11 protein-coding genes are annotated in these 17,965 nt (G+C 59.3%); 2 read left to right on the forward strand and 9 right to left on the reverse strand.

The annotated features are described in order from the left end of the window. Positions 1–105: 105 nt before the first annotated feature. Positions 106–531: a hypothetical protein gene (locus ABIE49_RS08750; protein ID WP_354066678.1), complete on the forward strand. Its 426-nt coding sequence runs from the start codon at positions 106–108 to the stop codon at positions 529–531. Between the two features lie 494 nt (positions 532–1,025). Here ABIE49_RS08750 and ABIE49_RS08755 read toward each other — a convergent pair whose 3' ends face one another. The 3 genes from ABIE49_RS08755 to ABIE49_RS08765 all read right to left on the reverse strand — a co-directional run bounded on the left by ABIE49_RS08755 (position 1,026) and on the right by ABIE49_RS08765 (position 9,475). After that, complete coding sequence (locus ABIE49_RS08755; protein WP_354066679.1) at positions 1,026–1,559, reverse strand: DUF3617 domain-containing protein; 534 nt, start codon at positions 1,557–1,559, stop codon at positions 1,026–1,028. Positions 1,560–1,816: 257 nt separating this feature from the next. Next, positions 1,817–2,449: a hypothetical protein gene (locus ABIE49_RS08760; protein WP_192737909.1), complete on the reverse strand. Its 633-nt coding sequence runs from the start codon at positions 2,447–2,449 to the stop codon at positions 1,817–1,819. A 252-nt stretch (positions 2,450–2,701) separates the two neighbouring features. Continuing rightward, positions 2,702–9,475 carry a VCBS domain-containing protein gene (locus tag ABIE49_RS08765; protein WP_354066680.1) on the reverse strand — a complete coding sequence of 2,258 codons (6,774 nt, stop codon included), beginning with the start codon at positions 9,473–9,475 and terminating at the stop codon, positions 2,702–2,704. Positions 9,476–10,467: 992 nt separating this feature from the next. Between ABIE49_RS08765 and ABIE49_RS08770 the strand changes: the two genes are divergently transcribed. Beyond that, positions 10,468–10,851: a hypothetical protein gene (locus ABIE49_RS08770; RefSeq protein WP_192738617.1), complete on the forward strand. Its 384-nt coding sequence runs from the start codon at positions 10,468–10,470 to the stop codon at positions 10,849–10,851. Between the two features lie 85 nt (positions 10,852–10,936). Here the strand turns inward: ABIE49_RS08770 and ABIE49_RS08775 are convergent, their stop codons facing one another. The 6 genes from ABIE49_RS08775 to ABIE49_RS08800 all read right to left on the reverse strand — a co-directional run bounded on the left by ABIE49_RS08775 (position 10,937) and on the right by ABIE49_RS08800 (position 17,955). Then, complete coding sequence (locus ABIE49_RS08775; RefSeq protein WP_192738618.1) at positions 10,937–11,194, reverse strand: hypothetical protein; 258 nt, start codon at positions 11,192–11,194, stop codon at positions 10,937–10,939. Between the two features lie 135 nt (positions 11,195–11,329). Continuing rightward, complete coding sequence (locus tag ABIE49_RS08780; protein WP_192738619.1) at positions 11,330–11,845, reverse strand: hypothetical protein; 516 nt, start codon at positions 11,843–11,845, stop codon at positions 11,330–11,332. Positions 11,846–11,938: 93 nt separating this feature from the next. Next, a complete protein-coding gene (locus ABIE49_RS08785) occupies positions 11,939–12,721 on the reverse strand; it encodes an enoyl-CoA hydratase/isomerase family protein (protein ID WP_192738620.1) in 783 nt (260 codons plus the stop codon). Positions 12,722–12,792: 71 nt separating this feature from the next. Continuing rightward, positions 12,793–14,886: a molybdopterin oxidoreductase family protein gene (locus ABIE49_RS08790; protein WP_192738621.1), complete on the reverse strand. Its 2,094-nt coding sequence runs from the start codon at positions 14,884–14,886 to the stop codon at positions 12,793–12,795. 495 nt (positions 14,887–15,381) lie between these two features. Next, the gene (locus ABIE49_RS08795; protein WP_192738622.1) at positions 15,382–17,184 is read right to left on the reverse strand and encodes an adenylate/guanylate cyclase domain-containing protein; all 1,803 of its coding nucleotides are present in this window, start codon (positions 17,182–17,184) and stop codon (positions 15,382–15,384) included. A gap of 153 nt (positions 17,185–17,337) precedes the next feature. Beyond that, a complete protein-coding gene (locus tag ABIE49_RS08800; protein ID WP_192738623.1) occupies positions 17,338–17,955 on the reverse strand; it encodes an Isoquinoline 1-oxidoreductase subunit in 618 nt (205 codons plus the stop codon). Positions 17,956–17,965 lie beyond the last annotated feature (10 nt).

The following is a 17,965-nucleotide window of genomic DNA, read 5'->3' on the forward strand; positions in this document are numbered from 1 at the left end:
GACAGACTGACCTGTCAGAACAAAAGGTTGGCCGATGTTAAACTTTCGACAGGTGGCTGCCCTGCCCGTTTCTGTTCAGTTTTGCCGGTAATTTGGAGAGGTCGAGTGCGGGTCATCTATCTGGCGGGCGCGATCGCGCTGCTCTTGGGCTCATTTGATACGGCGAGCGGCCAGGTCCCGGCGGAAACCACCGTCGAGCGTTCGTTCAAGGCGCTACCGAACAAGGACACGCAAATTGGCGTCTTCCTGAATGTTTTGCCGGACTGCACGTCGGGGCCCATGCCGACGATTCGGTTGGTCAGCCCGCCGGCGGCAGGAAAAGTGGTCGTAAAATCCGCGAAAGTGAAGGCCACCAACTACAAGGCCTGCCTCGCGCTGGAAGTGCCTGCTTTTGTGGCGTTTTACAAATCGCCCCCCGAATTTCTGGGCGACGACGTCCTGACCATTGAGGTCAAATTCGCGGGCGGCCGCACTGAAATTCAGAAAATAACGGTCAAAGTCAACGGGCCAGGCGCCCAACAAAAGATCTAAGGCCTCGGCCGCCGTCATTCTGCGCCGCCTCCGATTCGCTACGGACCCGGCTAACTACCGCGGGTTCGAACTGGCGGTCACTGCGCCTATCACGCGGAGACCGCCGTAGAGCGCGAACTGGTACGTCGCCTGGCAAGCCTGCTATGGCGGTTGAGCCGGGCGACCCCGGTCAAGACCGGGCCTGCTGCAGATACAGTGCGAGGCAGGTACCGCATCTGATCCGGCGTCATCAAAGCTGCCCGGCGAACTATGCGAAATTATCGACATCTTCCAGTCCGAAAGCGATTCGACTGAAAACGAGCTCGCGCGCAACGGAATCTTCGAGCGGCTTGGCCGCTATGAGACGGCGCTGTGGCGCCAGGTCAGGCAAACGATTTTGACGTTGCAGCACTTGCAGTGGCGTGCCCCGGGTGGCCGCCCTCGGCGAACCCAGGATCGCTGGCACAGGCAGCCTTTCGGGCTGGCCGATGATCGGAAAGACCAGCCCCTGGCCTTTACTGTTCGCTGGGCAAATCAGCCGTCTCGCCGAGCGCGGCATGTTCTTCTTGGCAATCACCGACCCGGCGCGCGACAACCAAATCCTTCCTTGGAAGACCGACGGTCATTTCGTTGACCTCGGTATAGGCTTCGGCGCTCTGAACGGTAATGACGGTGCTGACGGGGCCCATATAGTCGCATCGATTGGAGAAGATGTACCTGTTGTTGACCTTTTCCGGCTTTGAGGAATGGCAGCCTCCGACGGGGGCCGACGAGAACGTGGCTTTCATGGCATGGGTTGGATCGACGCAGCGCGTCGTCTCACGCTCAAGCAATTTTTGACGGCCGTTTGACCGCGTGCCGATTTCAACCGTCCGCACAAACTTCCACAATCCCTTACGAAAGGTCGGCCCGCCAAATCCGTCTTGCGCATAAGCATGCGAAGGCAGCACGGGCGCCAAAACGGTCAAGGCAACCGCCAGCGAAAGGCTGCGGGTGAGCAATTTCTTCCGCGCCAGTTCGTTACCTGCGATCATCGCGTAATGCCCCATATGACTGCGCCCGGTCGGTCGATCCTGACCGATGAATGCTTTGAACTCGGTACGCGGTCATTCCAGGCTGTGTCGCCTTAAGGCCCGGTTAACAAATCAGGCCTGGCGCACTTCCGTTGCCGGCCTAGTAAACAGGAACGTAACCCGACTGAACTCGACGCGCCGAGCGCTCTAAAGCATCGAGTGGAAGGGGTAAGGGTAAGCGGTGAGCGCCGGCCGGTACGATCGGTTTGTTCTATCAGCGCAAACGACCTGTCCTAGTGCTGCAGGGAAGAGACAGCAGAATTCGCCGGACCTTCTGCTCTTTCGTCGTCGCAATCACCAATTCTCTTTGCGGTGACAAGATCGGTTTTCGGATTGTCACCGGTGCTGACTTCGTTCACTTCGGTGTAACTCTCATCGCTGTGCACCGTAATGACCGTGCTCACCGCGCCCATGTAATCGCATCTGTGGCCGAACGTGTATATGTTGCCAACTTTTTCAGGCTTGCCTGAAACACAACTTCCAACCGGCGCCGAAGAGAAAGTCGTCTTCATGGCGTGCGTCGGGTCGACACAGCGCGTCATTTCCCGATCGACCACTCGATATTTGATGTTCTTGTTGGCGCTTCTGACGACGTCCAGCGTCCGGATAAAACGCCAAAGTCCCTTGCGAAAACTGGGCGCTTCGGTTGGCGAGACGTCGGCTTGTTGAACCGCCGGGGCTTGAGTCTGCAAGACCTTGGCCGGAGCGACCTTTGGGGGAGCGACCTTTTGCGGAGAGACTTTGGGTGGAGAGACATTGGCCGGAGACATTTTGGCCAGAGAAATTGGGGCTTGATGATCCTGGGCATGCGCCGGGACCGCAAGGAACGGCACCGCAACAATCAAAGCAAACACGCGGAAGTTCATCCCTGCCCCCGTAGCCTTCTGATCCGAACAGGATTCGGATCGATCCTTCAAAGAATCAACAAGATGACCACTTGCAGGTTAATTATGGCGAGTAAAGGTAAGCCCCGGTTAGAAGCTTGAACCCTGGCGTTCCTTTTTGAGACAGTGCGACAAACAGGCAACACCTGGCGCCAGCTAAGCGTGCTGCAGTCGATTAGATGTCCTGCTTCAGTAATTCTACGCACCCAGAAATTTGCCGATGGTCTTGCTTTACTACACGACCAAATCGTGGGCCACGTAGGTAATTGACGTCCGCTGCAATTGGTGTGGGACAAGGCTGAAACTTTCGGCAGAATAATCCCCCATCAACGACAGTTCTACAACGTGTGCTCCATCCGAAATTGTCAGCGTTCCGCCCGTGCCCGCAGTGTTTTCCTGATAGCTGATCGAGGCCGCATTGGAATCAATGTCTTCAAGATCAATAACGTCTTCGCCGTCGAATCCGGTGATAGTGCCATTGAAGTGGAATGCGTCGCCGAGTTTCAGCGTGCCGCCCGTACCCGACCCGAACAAGACACTGGCGGTTGAGGACGCCTCCAAATCAAGAACGCCGCTGCCGTCGATCGTTGCGTTGCCGGTGCCGGTGACCGCGCCTTGAATGGTCAGATTGGCCCCATTGGCCCACAGAAGGCCCGAGTTTTCGACCGCGCTCAGAACCGTCAGGCTGCCACTTCCGGATGCTTCGAGAGTTCCAGAGTTCAGCACGACATTTGAACCGGTATCGATAACGAGGGCGTGCGTGCCGGTGGCGTTGATGGTGCCGGCATTTGCCAGGCTTAGTTCACCGTTACCCAGTGAGCCTGCCCCGGAGATTATATTATCCCCATTGTTCAAGGTGACGCTCGAGCTGGTGCCTGAAATAATGTTGTTGTCGCTGTCCGACAACAAAACCGTTCCGCCACCCTCGAGCGTCACGCCATACTGGATGAGCTGCAGGTCCGTTTCATCGCCGGTCGAGCTGAGCGCAATGGTGCCCGTGTTGCTGATGGTACCGCTGAGAGGCATGAATGCCCCATCGGAAATTGTCATTGTCCCGGCGTTGTGGAGCGTCGGCGTTTGATTGAACACAAAATTGGTTTTTGCCATCGCCGCAGCGTGAATACCGTCCAGAACGATCGACTGTCCATCCGCCAGCGCGATCATTGCGTTGCCGTTTGCGTCCTCGGTCAAATGATCCTGCACGTCGGCGAACGTGGCAAAGCCGGCGTAGCCAATCAAATCGATCTGATCATGGGCCACATCGAAACTGTAGATGATATCGTGACCAATGGGTTGGGCGAACACGATCAAATCGTCTCCGCTTGATGCCGTCAAGTAGTCGTCGCCTGACCAGGCAAAGATCGGCGAACCGGGCGAATAGGCTTCGACATTGTCACCCAGCATCAACGTTTTGATCGAACCGTCTGCCAAGGCAACGGTTGCGGTGACGCTGAGCAGATAGGCTCCCGAATAAGATACCGGCGTTATTACGCTGAGGGATGCGAGGTTGGTGGTTTGCACCGTCCAAGAACCGTCAAGATTATGTACTCCGTCATTGACGATCCAATCGGACGGAATGTCACCGATTGTCACGGTCGCGGTGTAATCCGGACCCAGGGATGAATCGGCGAGTCCCAGATTGATCGGCTCGCCGGCTATGCCAGCTGGTGCAGTGTTCGCGTTTTTCGCTTCGGCGGTGTAGGTGCCGGTGCTGAACGCGCTTGAGCCCCCGACTTCAGATATCGTAACAACCTGGCCGGAAACGAACCCATCGGACCCGTCCCACGCCTTGAATTTCAGAACTTCAGCATCTTGGTGTGCATCTCCTTTATAACGAACTCTGTCATCGGCTGATAAGAGCAAGGCTTCGCCACTCGACAGCGTGATGGGTATCCATTCGCTGGTCCCCGCAAGCTGGTATTGCCATTGGCCGCTGGCATCATCGTGGCCAATGATCGCGATGCCAACCACGGGACCGTCCGGATCGGTTACCGTCAATGCGGGATCGGCGAAGAAAGTTTGACCATCGAAGACTAGCTGACCGTTGTCCTGCGTAATATTGGGGACACGGAATATCCCACCTTGCACGATCGGCGCGTCGTTGGTGCTGGTGATGGTGACATCGATCAGTTGCGACGCCGTGCCATCCGCCGACGTCACCGCAAGCGTGTCGTGCGCGACCTGGCCGGTCGGAAGCGACTCCGCCGCCACGTTGTCAAGCGTGTAGCCCCAGACCCCAGTGTTGGGATCGAACGTAAACGTGCCATAGGTCCCGGTCAGGCTGGCCGGAACCACCGCCTGAAAATGGCTCTGGCCGCTGTCGGCATCGGCAATGGTCAGAGCGCCACCCGCCGTCAGCGTGGCGTCTTCGGCCACCGCACCGGTGGAGACCCCGCCGATCACCGGCGTGTCGTTGGTGCCGTTGATGGTGACGGTGACGAGCTGGCTGGCCGAGCCATCGGCTGAGACCGCGGTGAACGAGTCGGTGATCGACTGGCCGGCGCGAAGCTGCTGGACCGCCGTCTGGGTATTGGAGGCGGTGTAGGTCCAGGCCCCATTGGCCGCCAGCGTGAAGGTGCCATAGGTCCCCGCCACACCCGCTTGCGCAGCGAAGCTGGACTGGCCCTGATCGACGTCGGTAAGCGTCAGCGCGCCGCTGGTCGAGATGCTGTTGGAGACAACCGACACATCCTCAGTCACCGCGCCGGTGGAAACCCCACCGATCACCGCGCTATCGTTGGTGCCGTTGATGATGATGGTGACGAGCTGGCTGGCGGTGCCGTCGGCAGAAACCGCGGTGAACGAGTCGCTGATCGACTGGCCGGCGCGAAGCTGCTGGACCGCCGTCTGGGTATTGGAGGCGGTGTAGGTCCAGGCCCCATTGGCCGCCAGCGTGAAGGTGCCATAGGTCCCCGCCACACCCGCTTGCGCGGCGAAGCTGGACTGGCCCTGATCGACGTCCGTAAGCGTCAGCGCGCCGCTGGTCGAGATGCTGTTGGAGACAACCGACACATCCTCGGTCACCGCACCGGTGGAGACCCCGCCGATCACCGGCGTGTCGTTGGTGCCGTTGATGGTGACGGTGACGAGCTGGCTGGCCGAGCCATCGGCTGAGACCGCGGTGAACGAGTCGGTGATCGACTGGCCGGCGCGAAGCTGCTGGACCGCCGTCTGGGTATTGGAGGCGGTGTAGGTCCAGGCCCCATTGGCCGCCAGCGTAAAGGTGCCATAGGTCCCCGCCACACCCGCTTGCGCAGCGAAGCTGGACTGGCCCTGATCGACGTCGGTAAGCGTCAGCGCGCCGCTGGTCGAGATGCTGTTGGAGACAACCGACACATCCTCAGTCACCGCGCCGGTGGAAACCCCACCGATCACCGCGCTATCGTTGGTGCCGTTGATGATGATGGTGACGAGCTGGCTGGCGGTGCCGTCGGCAGAAACCGCGGTGAACGAGTCGCTGATCGACTGGCCGGCGCGAAGCTGCTGGACCGCCGTCTGGGTATTGGAGGCGGTGTAGGTCCAGGCCCCATTGGCCGCCAGCGTGAAGGTGCCATAGGTCCCCGCCACACCCGCTTGCGCGGCGAAGCTGGACTGGCCCTGATCGACGTCCGTAAGCGTCAGCGCGCCGCTGGTCGAGATGCTGTTGGAGACAACCGACACATCCTCGGCCACCGCACCGGTGGAGACCCCGCCGATCACCGGCGTGTCGTTGGTGCCGTTGATGGTGACGGTGACGAGCTGGCTGGCCGAGCCATCGGCTGAGACCGCGGTGAACGAGTCGGTGATCGACTGGCCGGCGCGAAGCTGCTGGACCGCCGTCTGGGTATTGGAGGCGGTGTAGGTCCAGGCCCCATTGGCCGCCAGCGTGAAGGTGCCATAGGTCCCCGCCACACCCGCTTGCGCAACGAAGCTGGACTGGCCCTGATCGACGTCGGTAAGCGTCAGCGCGCCGCTGGTCGAGATGCTGTTGGAGACAACCGACACATCCTCAGTCACCGCGCGGGTGGAAACCCCACCGATCACCGCGCTATCGTTGGTGCCGTTGATGATGATGGTGACGAGCTGGCTGGCGGTGCCGTCGGCAGAAACAGCGGTGAACGAGTCGCTGATCGACTGGCCGGCGCGAAGCTGCTGGACCGCCGTCTGGGTATTGGAGGCGGTGTAGGTCCAGGCCCCATTGGCCGCCAGCGTGAAGGTGCCATAGGTCCCCGCCACACCCGCTTGCGCAGCGAAGCTGGACTGGCCCTGATCGACGTCGGTAAGCGTCAGCGCGCCGCTGGTCGAGATGCTGTTGGAGACAACCGACACATCCTCAGTCACCGCGCCGGTGGAAACCCCACCGATCACCGCGCTATCGTTGGTGCCGTTGATGGTGACGGTGACGAGCTGGCTGGCGGTGCCGTCGGCTGAGACCGCGGTGAACGAGTCGCTGATCGACTGGCCGGCGCGAAGCTGCTGGACCGCCGTCTGGGTATTGGAGGCGGTGTAGGTCCAGGCCCCATTGGCCGCCAGCGTAAAGGTGCCATAGGTTCCCGCCACACCCGCTTGCGCAGCGAAGCTGGACTGGCCCTGATCGACGTCCGTAAGCGTCAGCGCGCCGCTGGTCGAGATGCTGTTGGAGACAACCGACACATCCTCGGTCACCGCACCGGTGGAGACCCCGCCGATCACCGGCGTGTCGTTGGTGCCGTTGATGGTGATGTCGATCTGCTTGGTGATCACGCTGCCCTTCTGATCGCTAAACGTGATGGTGAAGCTCTCGACCCTGGTCTGGCCGGCGGCGAGATACGCCACGGCGGAATCCGCAACCGTGTAAGTCCAGGTCAACTGGCCGCCGATGCCTGTACCGGTGGTATCGGTGTTCTTGACCGCGGTGAGCGTGCCCAGCACTGATCCGATCGGGGTGCCGGTCGCAGACACGAGGTGCACATCAGTGAGATCGACGTCGCTAAAGGTGATGACGCCGCTATCGCGGAGGGCGGCCGGCACAACTTGCTCGGTAACTGCACCGATAAGATCCTGCGCGGTGATTATCGGCGTATCGTTAGCACCGACCAGCGTCACCGAGATATCGTGCGTTACCCGCGCGCCGTTATTGTCGGTGATAATTACGCTATAGACCTGCGTCAGCGTCTCGCCGTGTGCCAGCGACTGCAGCACCGGGTCGTTGTTGGAAAGGGTAAAACTCCATCCCACCGTTGCGGTGTTATCGGTGTCGGTGGTGATTTCGCTGACCCCGGTGGGCCCGGAGGTCAGGACAAACGATCCAATCTGGCTGATGTTATCGGTATGGCCCGGAAGATGCGGGGTGGACGTCGACGACTTCAGCACATACGTCGCTGCATGCGTGTCGATCGTGTCGACATCCAGGAATGCAATCGTACCTGACGTCGAGAGATTCTGACCCTGTTCCACCGAGTCCTCGATAAGCGTCGGCGTATCGTTGGTCGAGGTTTGGAACGTTGGGGTGTCGTTGACACCAATCATTGTTACCGTGACATCCTGGGTCAGCTGCGTACCGTCATTCATCGTGACGGTGACGGCGTAGACCTGCGTCAATGTCTGGCCCATGGCGAGCGATTGCAGGACGGGGTTGCCACCGCTAAGCATAAAGCTCCAGTTGACCGCCGTCGACGTGGTATTGATACCGGTGATAACCGCGCTGCCGCCGTTGGGTACGACAAACGTTCCGATCTGGTCGACGTTATTCGTAAAGCCGGGCAGACTCGCGCTCATCGTCGATTGTGCCAGCGCAAACGTCGTCGACTTGATAGCGGACGGACTGAGATTCAAGAAGACGATCGTGCCCGAGGTCACCAGGATCTGATCGGGCGCCACTGAATCCTCAACAAGCGTCCCCGCCCTACTTGTCGGCACGTCATGGTTGATAAACAGGGTCCAATCTAGCTGATCACTTCCGCCCAACAAACCTGGGAGCCTGCCAGCCGTAGCCGACTTGAACGCCGCATACTCCCCACCGAAGGGATGCGGCAAAAGATTTCCGTCGGCAAGATTGTTGCCACTTGTGCCGAATGCGAATCTCGTTTTCGGATTCGCATCATCAAAATTGAACTGTGGAAAAGCGATCGAAAACGCCAGCTTGACCACGTCACGTTCATTCAAAAGGTCCGTGGGCGTTTTTGATATCTCGACGATGCTGAGCGGCTGATTGACGCCCGTTGCCGAAACAAAAGTGATCAGGCCCGGCTGGGAGACAGTTGCAATTGGCAAGCCGGACAACTTGTCGAGCAGAACGTACGAGCCGCTGCGCCCACCTGGCTCCGCCACCACTGAGAATTTCACCGGCCCATTGTTGGCCGTCATCTCAACCACGACAGCCGTGCCACGAATTCCCATTGTGGCGACTGGCGTGTCTATCTTCATATTTCCGTTTTTGGCAGTTTCCCCTGCCACAAACGAAATTGTCCCCTGCACCAAACTGAGGAGCGAACTGTTCGACGACCCATTCGGGTCGTAGACCACATCGTTCAGCACCATACGGGCGTTGGCCCCGAGGCTGAACGCCGTGCCGTCAATGAAGGATATGCCGAGCGCTGAATCGCTGCCGGCTTGAACGACATCGCCCTTATGGACTTTATCGCCAATGTTGAGCGTAACCACGACGCCATTGCGTACCGCCGTCGCGTTGCCTGTTAGCTTGACGACCGTCCCAATAATGATCGCGGCGCTGACGTTCGCGCCGGCCTGGGCAACATCGAGATGACCTGTAAGCGAGTTGACGATCTGGCCAGAGAGACTGGCCCCATCCGGAGCGAGGAGTGTCGCCCGGCTTTCGCCTTTGAAATAATCTCGAATTAGGAATTGACGATCATCGTGCGAAAGAACCAGGTCGAGTCCGGTGCGCTTGAAGTCGCCGGAAAACAACAACTGCGCGTCGGGGATAACAATCCCACCGACCTTGGTCGTCCCCTCAATATTTGCGGTATTGCCGATAGGTAGCCATAACCGATCATCAACGCCGAATTCGCCCGGAGAGCCCAGCAGCACTGGCAACCTCTAAAAGATTAAGGTTCTGTAAATTTCTCGCAATAAGTTCCCTTATAGGGGGCAAACGGGTTCCACGCCTAACGAAAACACTAACATTCGAAATATTTCCGCACTGTGTCTCTTCAAATTGGTTAAACATCCGAGGGGGAGCTTCTCAATTCATTGATTTTCATGTCCATTTTCGCCTTGGACGGCGCGCCAACAGGCGGTGTTCTCCCTCCGTAACGCTCTGGCGTTGTACACGGCCCCGAACAAAGTTCGCCTAATCAACAAAAATACGATGCCGGCGAGCTGGTGTGGACAATAGAAGTCGCCCCAGCGGCGCGCTGCGCGTCTTGGCATCATGCGCACGTCTGAGCTTTCGCTTACCAGCTGATGATCATCCGCGGGTGGGCATCTTCTCGGCGCGCTTCCATCTGGTCGCTATGCTCCATCGGGGGTCAATGCCGGGAATCGTCGGCTGCAACCAAGTGTTGCCCGGATTGGCGCAATACCACGCCGCCCGATGGCCGCGAATTTTGCAGGAACGTGAGGAGCGTTCGCAGTAAAACGCGCTTTTCTGAGCAAAGACGATATCGCCTATCCTGATTGAGGCCACAAAACACGGCCAGCGGGCTTTGTCGTATGGGCTCTAACAGACGAGCTCGATTGCGCGACATCGCGATCATTTTGACAGGCACCAAGGGCACGCCCTTCCCAAAGCCGTTGGGTCCGGTCGACCTTGGATTTATTCATCGACCCCACGCCAAAACCTGATCGTTGATCGAGCGACTGAAAATCGAAAACCGAGTTGCTGGATGTCGAAAGGAATCTCGGCTCACCCGAATTGAACCTATCGCACGGTAGCTACCTCAAACCGCACCCGATAGAGCGTGCGGTGTTTTGCGGCCAGATAGCCACATCCCGGTTTCAAACTTGGCGAGGACCCAAGATCTGATTGACCTCCTTGAAGCTTTTTGCTCTCCTGACAACAGTTATAACTGGGGGCAGCCATGCGCGCCGAATTTTACAAGTCTATTGTGACGGCACTTTTTGTGGGCTTTGCGTTTGTCGGTAATCCCCTTCCGGCCGCTGCTGCGGACTTGGGCATTATGACGTCGGGTCCGAGCGCCGTCGGGCGTTGCTCAGAGATCGTGTTTATCTGCGAGAACGGGCGGTCCTATCCGCTTTGTCCGATCGCGGTCAGCGTCGTTGGTGAGGTCGTTACCGCGTCGTTGTACACGGGCCATCGCGGCGCAACGCATGTCAGAATGATCCCGATGGGGGTCGGCTATCGCTATGCGGGCCGAGGCGTCTGGCTCGACGGTTTCCGCGAGAACGCACTGCTGAACTTCGGGAAGAACAGCCAGATCGCGTGTACGATCCAGCACTCTTGATGGCTCGATCGCGAATCAATTGATCGATCGATCCAGAATGATCGCAGGCGTAACGGAGCCCCTCAACGGGGCTCCGCAGAGGCCTCTAGCCCTTGGTACGAAGGACCACGCGTGAAGAACGCGGGTACATGTAAGCCTTCGGGTGCACGTAGACCGGGCATTGATCGTTATATTGATGTTGCTGCCAATTCCACTTCCAGCAGCCCTTTTCAATCTGAGGATAATATCCCCAATTGAGCGTGTGCGGCTCGTCACCGAACGGATACGGGCCACTAATAGCGCTTCCGCTGGTCGCAATGAAAAAGGAAAAGGCGGCGGCGATCGCAAGCAATGATTTTTGCATGGTAACCTCGATTGGCGGACGCAGTTCAGCTCAAGAGTGCCAAAGGGCGGCTTACAGATCAAGGGTTTTGGCGCCACACCTGTGTTTCCATACATCGAGTTCGGGCGGCCGCCGATATATTATGCCGTGATCGCGTTATCCAAATAATCGCCGGACGCCCGAATCAGACAGTCTTGCTCCAATGCGGAGGACAGCGCGCAAGTCAAGCTGGCTATCCTCACAGTACTGGCTACGCGACCCGACGGCCGCGCGACGCTCGACGAGCTCAAAGGCGAAGTCGAGGCGCTTACTGGCGATGCGGATCAACACGAAGATACCTCCACCGACCTCGGCGACATCGACATCTTTCAATCCGGATTGGTGAGACCCGATGATGACTGATTGCGGATCACCAGCGCCGGCCGATCTGTGTTGCAGGCGATCAACGACAAGGTCTCCATCGATCTCCCGACACGTCCACCTCGCGATCGCTGAGTCCACCTCGCGATCGCTGAAGAGGATCGATGAATTCATCGGCACCGAAGGAGGACTGAAGATTTTTGACCTTGAGCTGCGAAGCGGAAGTTGAACCCGGTGCTGAAGGAGCAGAATTCGCGGATGCCGCCGCAGACACAGCGCCTCGCAATTGTGAAGCTGACGCTGATCTACCATCCGAAACTATCTCGCAATCCGCGCTTCACGAACGCGGCAATCGCGACCCACAGGGTGCCGACTCGAGCAGTCGTGCCAGGAGGCCACACCGAACTATTTGCCCGTCCACGAGGGCTTGCGTTTTTCACTGAAGGCCTTGAGCCCTTCCTTGGCGTCTTCCGTCATGGCTAGCAAGGCAATCTGGCTTTCGGTGTAGGCGATGCTTTCGTCGAACGACATCGAGGCGATGGCGCGCATGGCATATTTGCCGCGCCGGATCGCAGTCGGCGATTTGTCCACGATGCGGCTGATCAGCCAGTCGACCTTGGCGTCGAGTTCGACCGACGGCACCACGTAGTTCAGCAGCCCGGCGGCGTGAGCTGCCTTGGCGTCGAACGGCTCGCCGGTCAGCGCCCATTCGTTGACGAGGCGCGGCGGCGCCATCGATTGCAACAGGCTCATCACCTGCATCGGAAATACGCCGACCTTTACTTCGGGCAGCCCGAAGATCACGTGATCGGCGGCCACCGCCATATCCGTCATGCACAGCAAGCCCATGCCGCCGGCCATGCAAACGCCCCCTACCCGCGCGATCGCAGGCTTGGTGGCGTTCTGCGACAAACGCAACAAATCGGCGTAGTCGACATTCGGCCTGGAAAAATCCATCGCAAAGGCGGCAGCGCTGTTTTGCAGGTCGGCGCCGGCGCAAAACGCCTTGTCGCCCGCACCCGTCAGCACAATGACGCGCACTTCCTTGTCGTCATGGGCGTCGCGGTACCCCTTGGCGATACCGGCGACGACGTCGGCATTGATGGCGTTGCGCTTGTCCGGCCGGTTGATGGTAATCCAGAACGCCTGTCCGCGCTTCTCGCGTATTACGCTGCTGTTGTCGGTCATTGTCCGCTCGCCCTGTTTGCCATGGGTTGGCGAACATTTGCGGCAGGATGACGCCGGACTGCAAGCAGGATTTAAGCCGACGGCGTGGCCTTCCTCACCCAGACCTTGTTGTCATGGAACGCCGCACCGCCCACGGGGGCGACCGCCTCGGCTCCGGTCAGCATGTTGATACCGCGACCGCCGATATGGGCCTTGTTCGGCTGAATGGATTCCGCGATCAACACGCCGCGTCGCAGCCCGTCGAACAGCTTTACCGTCAAATTCGTCTCGCCTCTCACGTTGCCGAGTGTGACGACATCCCCATCGGCGAGCCCGAGCGTAGCGGCATCATCGGGGTGCATCATCACCGAGGGCTTGCCCTCGCGCGCGATCGACGACGGCGTTTCGTTGAAGCTGGTGTTGAGGAAGCTGCGCGCGGGACTGGTGGCGAGACGGAACGGATGGGCCTCATCCGCTTCCTCGATAATGGTCCAGTGGTCCGGCAGCGACGGCATCTGCGCCCAGGGGCCCAAGGCGTTGCCGAAGGGCGGGTTCGCCCAGTCGGCCTTGAAGTGGAACTTCTTGTCCGCATGCGCAAAACCGTCGAGGTAATGCGAGGTACGGAAATCCGGCTGGAGGTCGCGCCAAAGATCCGCCTCCAGGGCTGCGATATCGCCATGACCGCTCTTCTTCAGCGTCGCGTCGATCAATTCGCGCGGCGACATCGTAAAGCCGGGATGCACAGCGTTAAGCCGGCGGCCGAGGCCCTGCAATACCTCGTGGTTCGAACGGCACTCGCCGGGCGGATCGATCAGCTTGGCGCCGACCGAAATATGCTGATGGCCGCCACCGTAATAAAGATCGTCGTGCTCCATGAACATGGTCGCCGGCAGCACGATGTCGGCCATGACAGCCGTCTCGGTCATGAACTGCTCATGCACCACCATGAACAAGTCTTCGCGCGCAAAACCCTGATGCACCAGCGCCTGCTCCGGCGCCACCGTCATCGGGTTGGTGTTCTGGATCAGCATCGCCTTGACCGGCGGCCCGCCCTTCAAGGCTTCCGCGTCGCCGGTCAGGATGCGGCCGATCTGCGACTGGTCGAGCCAGCGGGTGCTGCGATCGAGCGCATCGTGGCCCTCGATGATGGATTCATCGAACTTCCAAATCGCAAAATTGTTGAAGAACGCGCCGCCGCCCTCATGTTGCCAAGCGCCGGTTACCGCCGGAATACACAGCGCCGCATGCATCTGCGCCGCACCATTGCGGCTGCGTGTGAAGCCATAGCCGAGACGAAAGAACGAACGCTGGGTTTGACCGACGAGGCGCGCGAACGCTTCAATCTCCTCGACCGGCACGCCCGAGATCGCCGAGGCCCACTCCGGCGTACGGCTCGCTAGGTGTGCTTCCAGTTCATTCGGGCAATCGGTGTAGCGATCCATATATTCGCGATCGGCGTAACCTTCCCGGAACAACACGTGCATGACGCCGCAGGCGAACGCACCGTCAGTGCCAGGCTTAAGCAGGATCTTGATATCGGCCTGCTTCATGGTGTCGTTGTTGTAGACATCGATCGCCGCGATCTTGGCGCCGCGCTCCTTGCGGGCACGCATCGCATGCGTCATCACGTTGACCTGGGTGTTCACGGGGTTGGTGCCCCAGATCACGACAAGGTCGGACACGCCCATCTCGCGCGGATCGACGCCGGCGATCTTGCCGGTGCCGATGGCAAATCCGATACGCGCGACGTTCGCGCAGATCGTCGAATAGAACCGGGAATATTTCTTCACATTGGCAAGACGGTTGATGCCGTCCCGCATGACCAGGCCCATCGTGCCGGCGTAATAATACGGCCATACCGATTGGGCACCGAACTCCTGCTCCGCCTGATCGAACCGAGCGGCGATTTCGTCGAGCGCCTCATCCCACGAGATACGTGCGAACTGACCGGAGCCCTTGGGTCCGGTGCGGCGCATCGGGTGCAACAGTCGGTCGGGATGATGGATGCGCTCGGCATAGCGGGCGACCTTGGCGCAGACGACGCCGGCAGTGTAGGTCTGCTGCTTGGAGCCACGCACCCGGCCGATGCTGCGGCCGTCGATCACCTCGATATCGAGCGCGCAGGCCGACGGGCAATCGTGCGGACAGGTGGAGTGGCGGATGTCGACCTTGGCATGCTGGTTCATGCCTCGATAGGTAACATCAAAATACGCCGTCGCCGAGTGGGTTTATCGACGGGCACACCGGCGAAAACAACAATCATGCCATGCATCGCGCGCCGAGATAGGCTCCTCCATTGGCGTGGAGCGCAGCGCCTCCGCCAGCGCCTTCACGCGCGCCTTCGCGCTATGGGCGGCGCCCCGCAGGGCGCGAGACACAAAATCGCGAAAACAACCCCATGCAAAGAAAGGAACCCCCTGCAAAGAAAGGAGTCGCTAGCATGGATGCCATACCCGCAAAAACATTTTGACACGTCGGGCAAATCAGTGGCAGTTCTTCATCATCCCGAAATTCGGCAAAAGCACCCGCGGCGCTGCGCAATATTGCGCTTTGCGTCAAAAGCAGCCAACTAGCCAGGCCGTGTTCTCATAAATCGCCATGTCCGCTTAGCCCCCAGAAGCGGCAGAAAGGCGGACATTGGAAAACCGCCGTTTAGTGCCAACAACAGACCTTGGGGATCGTCAAGTGATTCCAAGCAACCCTGCTAGTTGGCTAGGAATGGACCTGTCTCGATGCGGAAACATGACATTGATAAGTGATCGGTTTATATCTGGCCGACATCGATAGACGGCCGAAATTGCCGCTTGGGCGGTTTCGTGACGGCCAAGCGACGCCGAGATTTTAGCATGCGTGATGTGGCAGCAAATCGCCTCCGGCTTTAGCTTTAATGCCTCGCTCACCAGTGGCGAACCGCGCTCGGGATCGCCCAGACAAAGCCAATTGAGCGCCATTTGCGACAAGAAGCCTGCTCGAAAATAATGTGCGGGGGCAAGTCGAAGCATCCGCTCGAGCATTTCGTTCGCCTCCCGAGTCTCTCCGACAAACGATAGAACGTTTCCGCACGGTCCTAAGACGGTGATCGAATTACTATTGAGGGCCAAGGCACGCCGCGCATAGGCCAACGCCTCGTCGTGATTTCCCACGAATGCGAGCCCGACTGCGTGAAGGCCTTGGCTGAGATGATCACCGGGACTGAGGGATGTCGCCTTGCGTGCCGCCTCCAACAAGAGGCCGGCGTCCGCCTGGTCTTCGGTCCAGCCAGTCATCAACTCGACGATATAGGCATTTGCGAGGTATTGATAAGCTGCGACGCTCTTTGGATTGGCCTCCAAAGCGCGGGTGGCGCAGGCGATAGCAATGCGATTGCCTGTGTGCGTGCATTCTGCGATATGCCATCCTGCTGCACGCAGCGGCGAGCTTGCAGAGTTTGGCGCACCAACATCTCCGCGAACGAGCGTGATCCACAGCGTGTATTCAAGCGATGCAACGATATCGCGAACAATTTCGTCTTGCAGATCGAAGGCAGCTGAGTAGTCGCGGTCGTAACGATCTGCCCAGATGTGATTGCCAGAAACTCCGTCAATGAGCTGCGCAGTGATGCGGATGCGTGTGCCAACCTTCCGGACGCTTCCCTCAAGTACAAAGCGTACGCCTAGGTCACGGGCGATCCTTCGGATATCAACCGAACGTCCCTTCTGAGCAAAGCTGGAATTGCGTGAGACGACATTCAGCCACCGAAACTTCGATAAGGCCGTTATGGCGTCCTCTACCAAGCCATCGCAGAAACCTTCCATTTCGGTGTCATGGCTCAGGTTATCAAACGGAAGCACCGCGAGACTTGGTCGCGTCCCGCGTTCTCCGGCTGAATGAACCGAAGCCGGAGTGTCAGAGCGATCATGGACCTCCGGACTGGCGGCGTTCGGTTGTCCAATCGTCTCCTCTGACCTGGTCATTTCCCTTGCCGCAATGCTGTAGACACTTACTGGGCGTGCGATGTTTTTTAGCGTTTGATTGCCAAGATCGACGAAGGAAAATGGCACTTTGTCGCGAACTTGATCGTATGCGGCACCCGAAATGCAGACGCCACCCGGCTCGGCGATCCCTTCAAGGCGTGCCGCGATATTGACGCCATCGCCGAAGATATCGCTATCGTCAATGATGATGTCGCCGACGTGAATGCCGACGCGGAATTCGATTCTTTTGTCCTGCGGCACGGCGGCATTCTGTTCGGCCATTCTGCGCTGCATTTCGATCGCACTGCGTACCGCATCGACGGCACTGGCAAACTCGACCAGCATGCCATCACCGGTCGTTTTAACGATGCGACCTCGATGGGAGGTTACAGCGGAGTCAACAAAACCCTTTCGCACAGCTTTTAGCCGGGCCAGCGTGCCTTCCTCGTCAGCCCCCATCAGGCGGCTGTACCCCGCGACATCCGCCGCCAACACCGCTGCGAGCCGCCGTTCCACGCGCTCGTCGCTCAAGGTGCACCTCAGCTCTGGGAAATCGAATTGCCCAGTCTACTTAGCAGAAAAATACGCCCCTGTCCGACAAGGCCAACTGTCCGCTGTGGGTCAACGGAGGAAGAACTCGAAGTGAGCAAAACGAGTCCGCTTTCAAGGGCATAGCGGCCGCGATCACTGCGCGGGACAGGCCGCGCCGGTCTTCACCCAGGCCTCGACCAGCGCGCCGGCCTGCTTTTGCGTACCGGGCGCGGGGCTGCGGCCGGCACCCGGGGCCCAGGCCCAACCGACCAGCGTGTCTTCGCTGATGTGATGGATCAGATCCTCGGGCTTGCGACCGCCGTTGCGCGCGGGATCCTTGAGCTGCATGCAAATTTCGGCAACCGTCTTGCCCTCCCACGCCATTTCGCGCGGCGCGAGATGCCATTCCGGGTGCCCCGGCATGCGGCCGGGCCCGAAGTTCGCATTCTGATGGCAAATCGAGCAGCGCATCGCCGGAAGGCCGTGGCCATCGATGCCGCGCGCGACTGGTGGCTGATGCAGCCGGCTCTCATCACCTTGCCGCGGACGGTCAGTCGCCGGATGGCAGTTGGTGCAACGCGGATGAGTGAGCACCTTGCCAAGTTCAGTGAACATAGCCGCCGATCGTGCGTCCGTATCGGCGATTGATGCAAAGCTCTCAGGGCTGGCAAGATTCCGGGGCGCAGTTTCGGAAACCGCGTAGCCCCCAAGCATGCTCGCCGCCACGGTGACGATGGAGACAACAAGCTTTAACCGCAGTTCCGATTTCATGTCGCGTGGT

This window comes from Bradyrhizobium sp. OAE829 (assembly GCF_040546575.1).
Taxonomy (GTDB): domain Bacteria; phylum Pseudomonadota; class Alphaproteobacteria; order Rhizobiales; family Xanthobacteraceae; genus Bradyrhizobium.

Bases quoted from the DNA above. Each gene is read 5' to 3' on its own strand.
- ABIE49_RS08755 (WP_354066679.1), bottom strand. From the start codon at position 1,559: ATGGGGCATTACGCGATGATCGCAGGTAACGAACTGGCGCGGAAGAAA.
- ABIE49_RS08760 (WP_192737909.1), bottom strand. From the start codon at position 2,449: ATGAACTTCCGCGTGTTTGCTTTGATTGTTGCGGTGCCGTTCCTTGCG.
- ABIE49_RS08770 (WP_192738617.1), top strand. From the start codon at position 10,468: ATGCGCGCCGAATTTTACAAGTCTATTGTGACGGCACTTTTTGTGGGC.
- ABIE49_RS08775 (WP_192738618.1), bottom strand. From the start codon at position 11,194: ATGCAAAAATCATTGCTTGCGATCGCCGCCGCCTTTTCCTTTTTCATT.
- ABIE49_RS08780 (WP_192738619.1), bottom strand. From the start codon at position 11,845: ATGGTAGATCAGCGTCAGCTTCACAATTGCGAGGCGCTGTGTCTGCGG.
- ABIE49_RS08785 (WP_192738620.1), bottom strand. From the start codon at position 12,721: ATGACCGACAACAGCAGCGTAATACGCGAGAAGCGCGGACAGGCGTTC.
- ABIE49_RS08790 (WP_192738621.1), bottom strand. From the start codon at position 14,886: ATGAACCAGCATGCCAAGGTCGACATCCGCCACTCCACCTGTCCGCAC.
- ABIE49_RS08800 (WP_192738623.1), bottom strand. From the start codon at position 17,955: ATGAAATCGGAACTGCGGTTAAAGCTTGTTGTCTCCATCGTCACCGTG.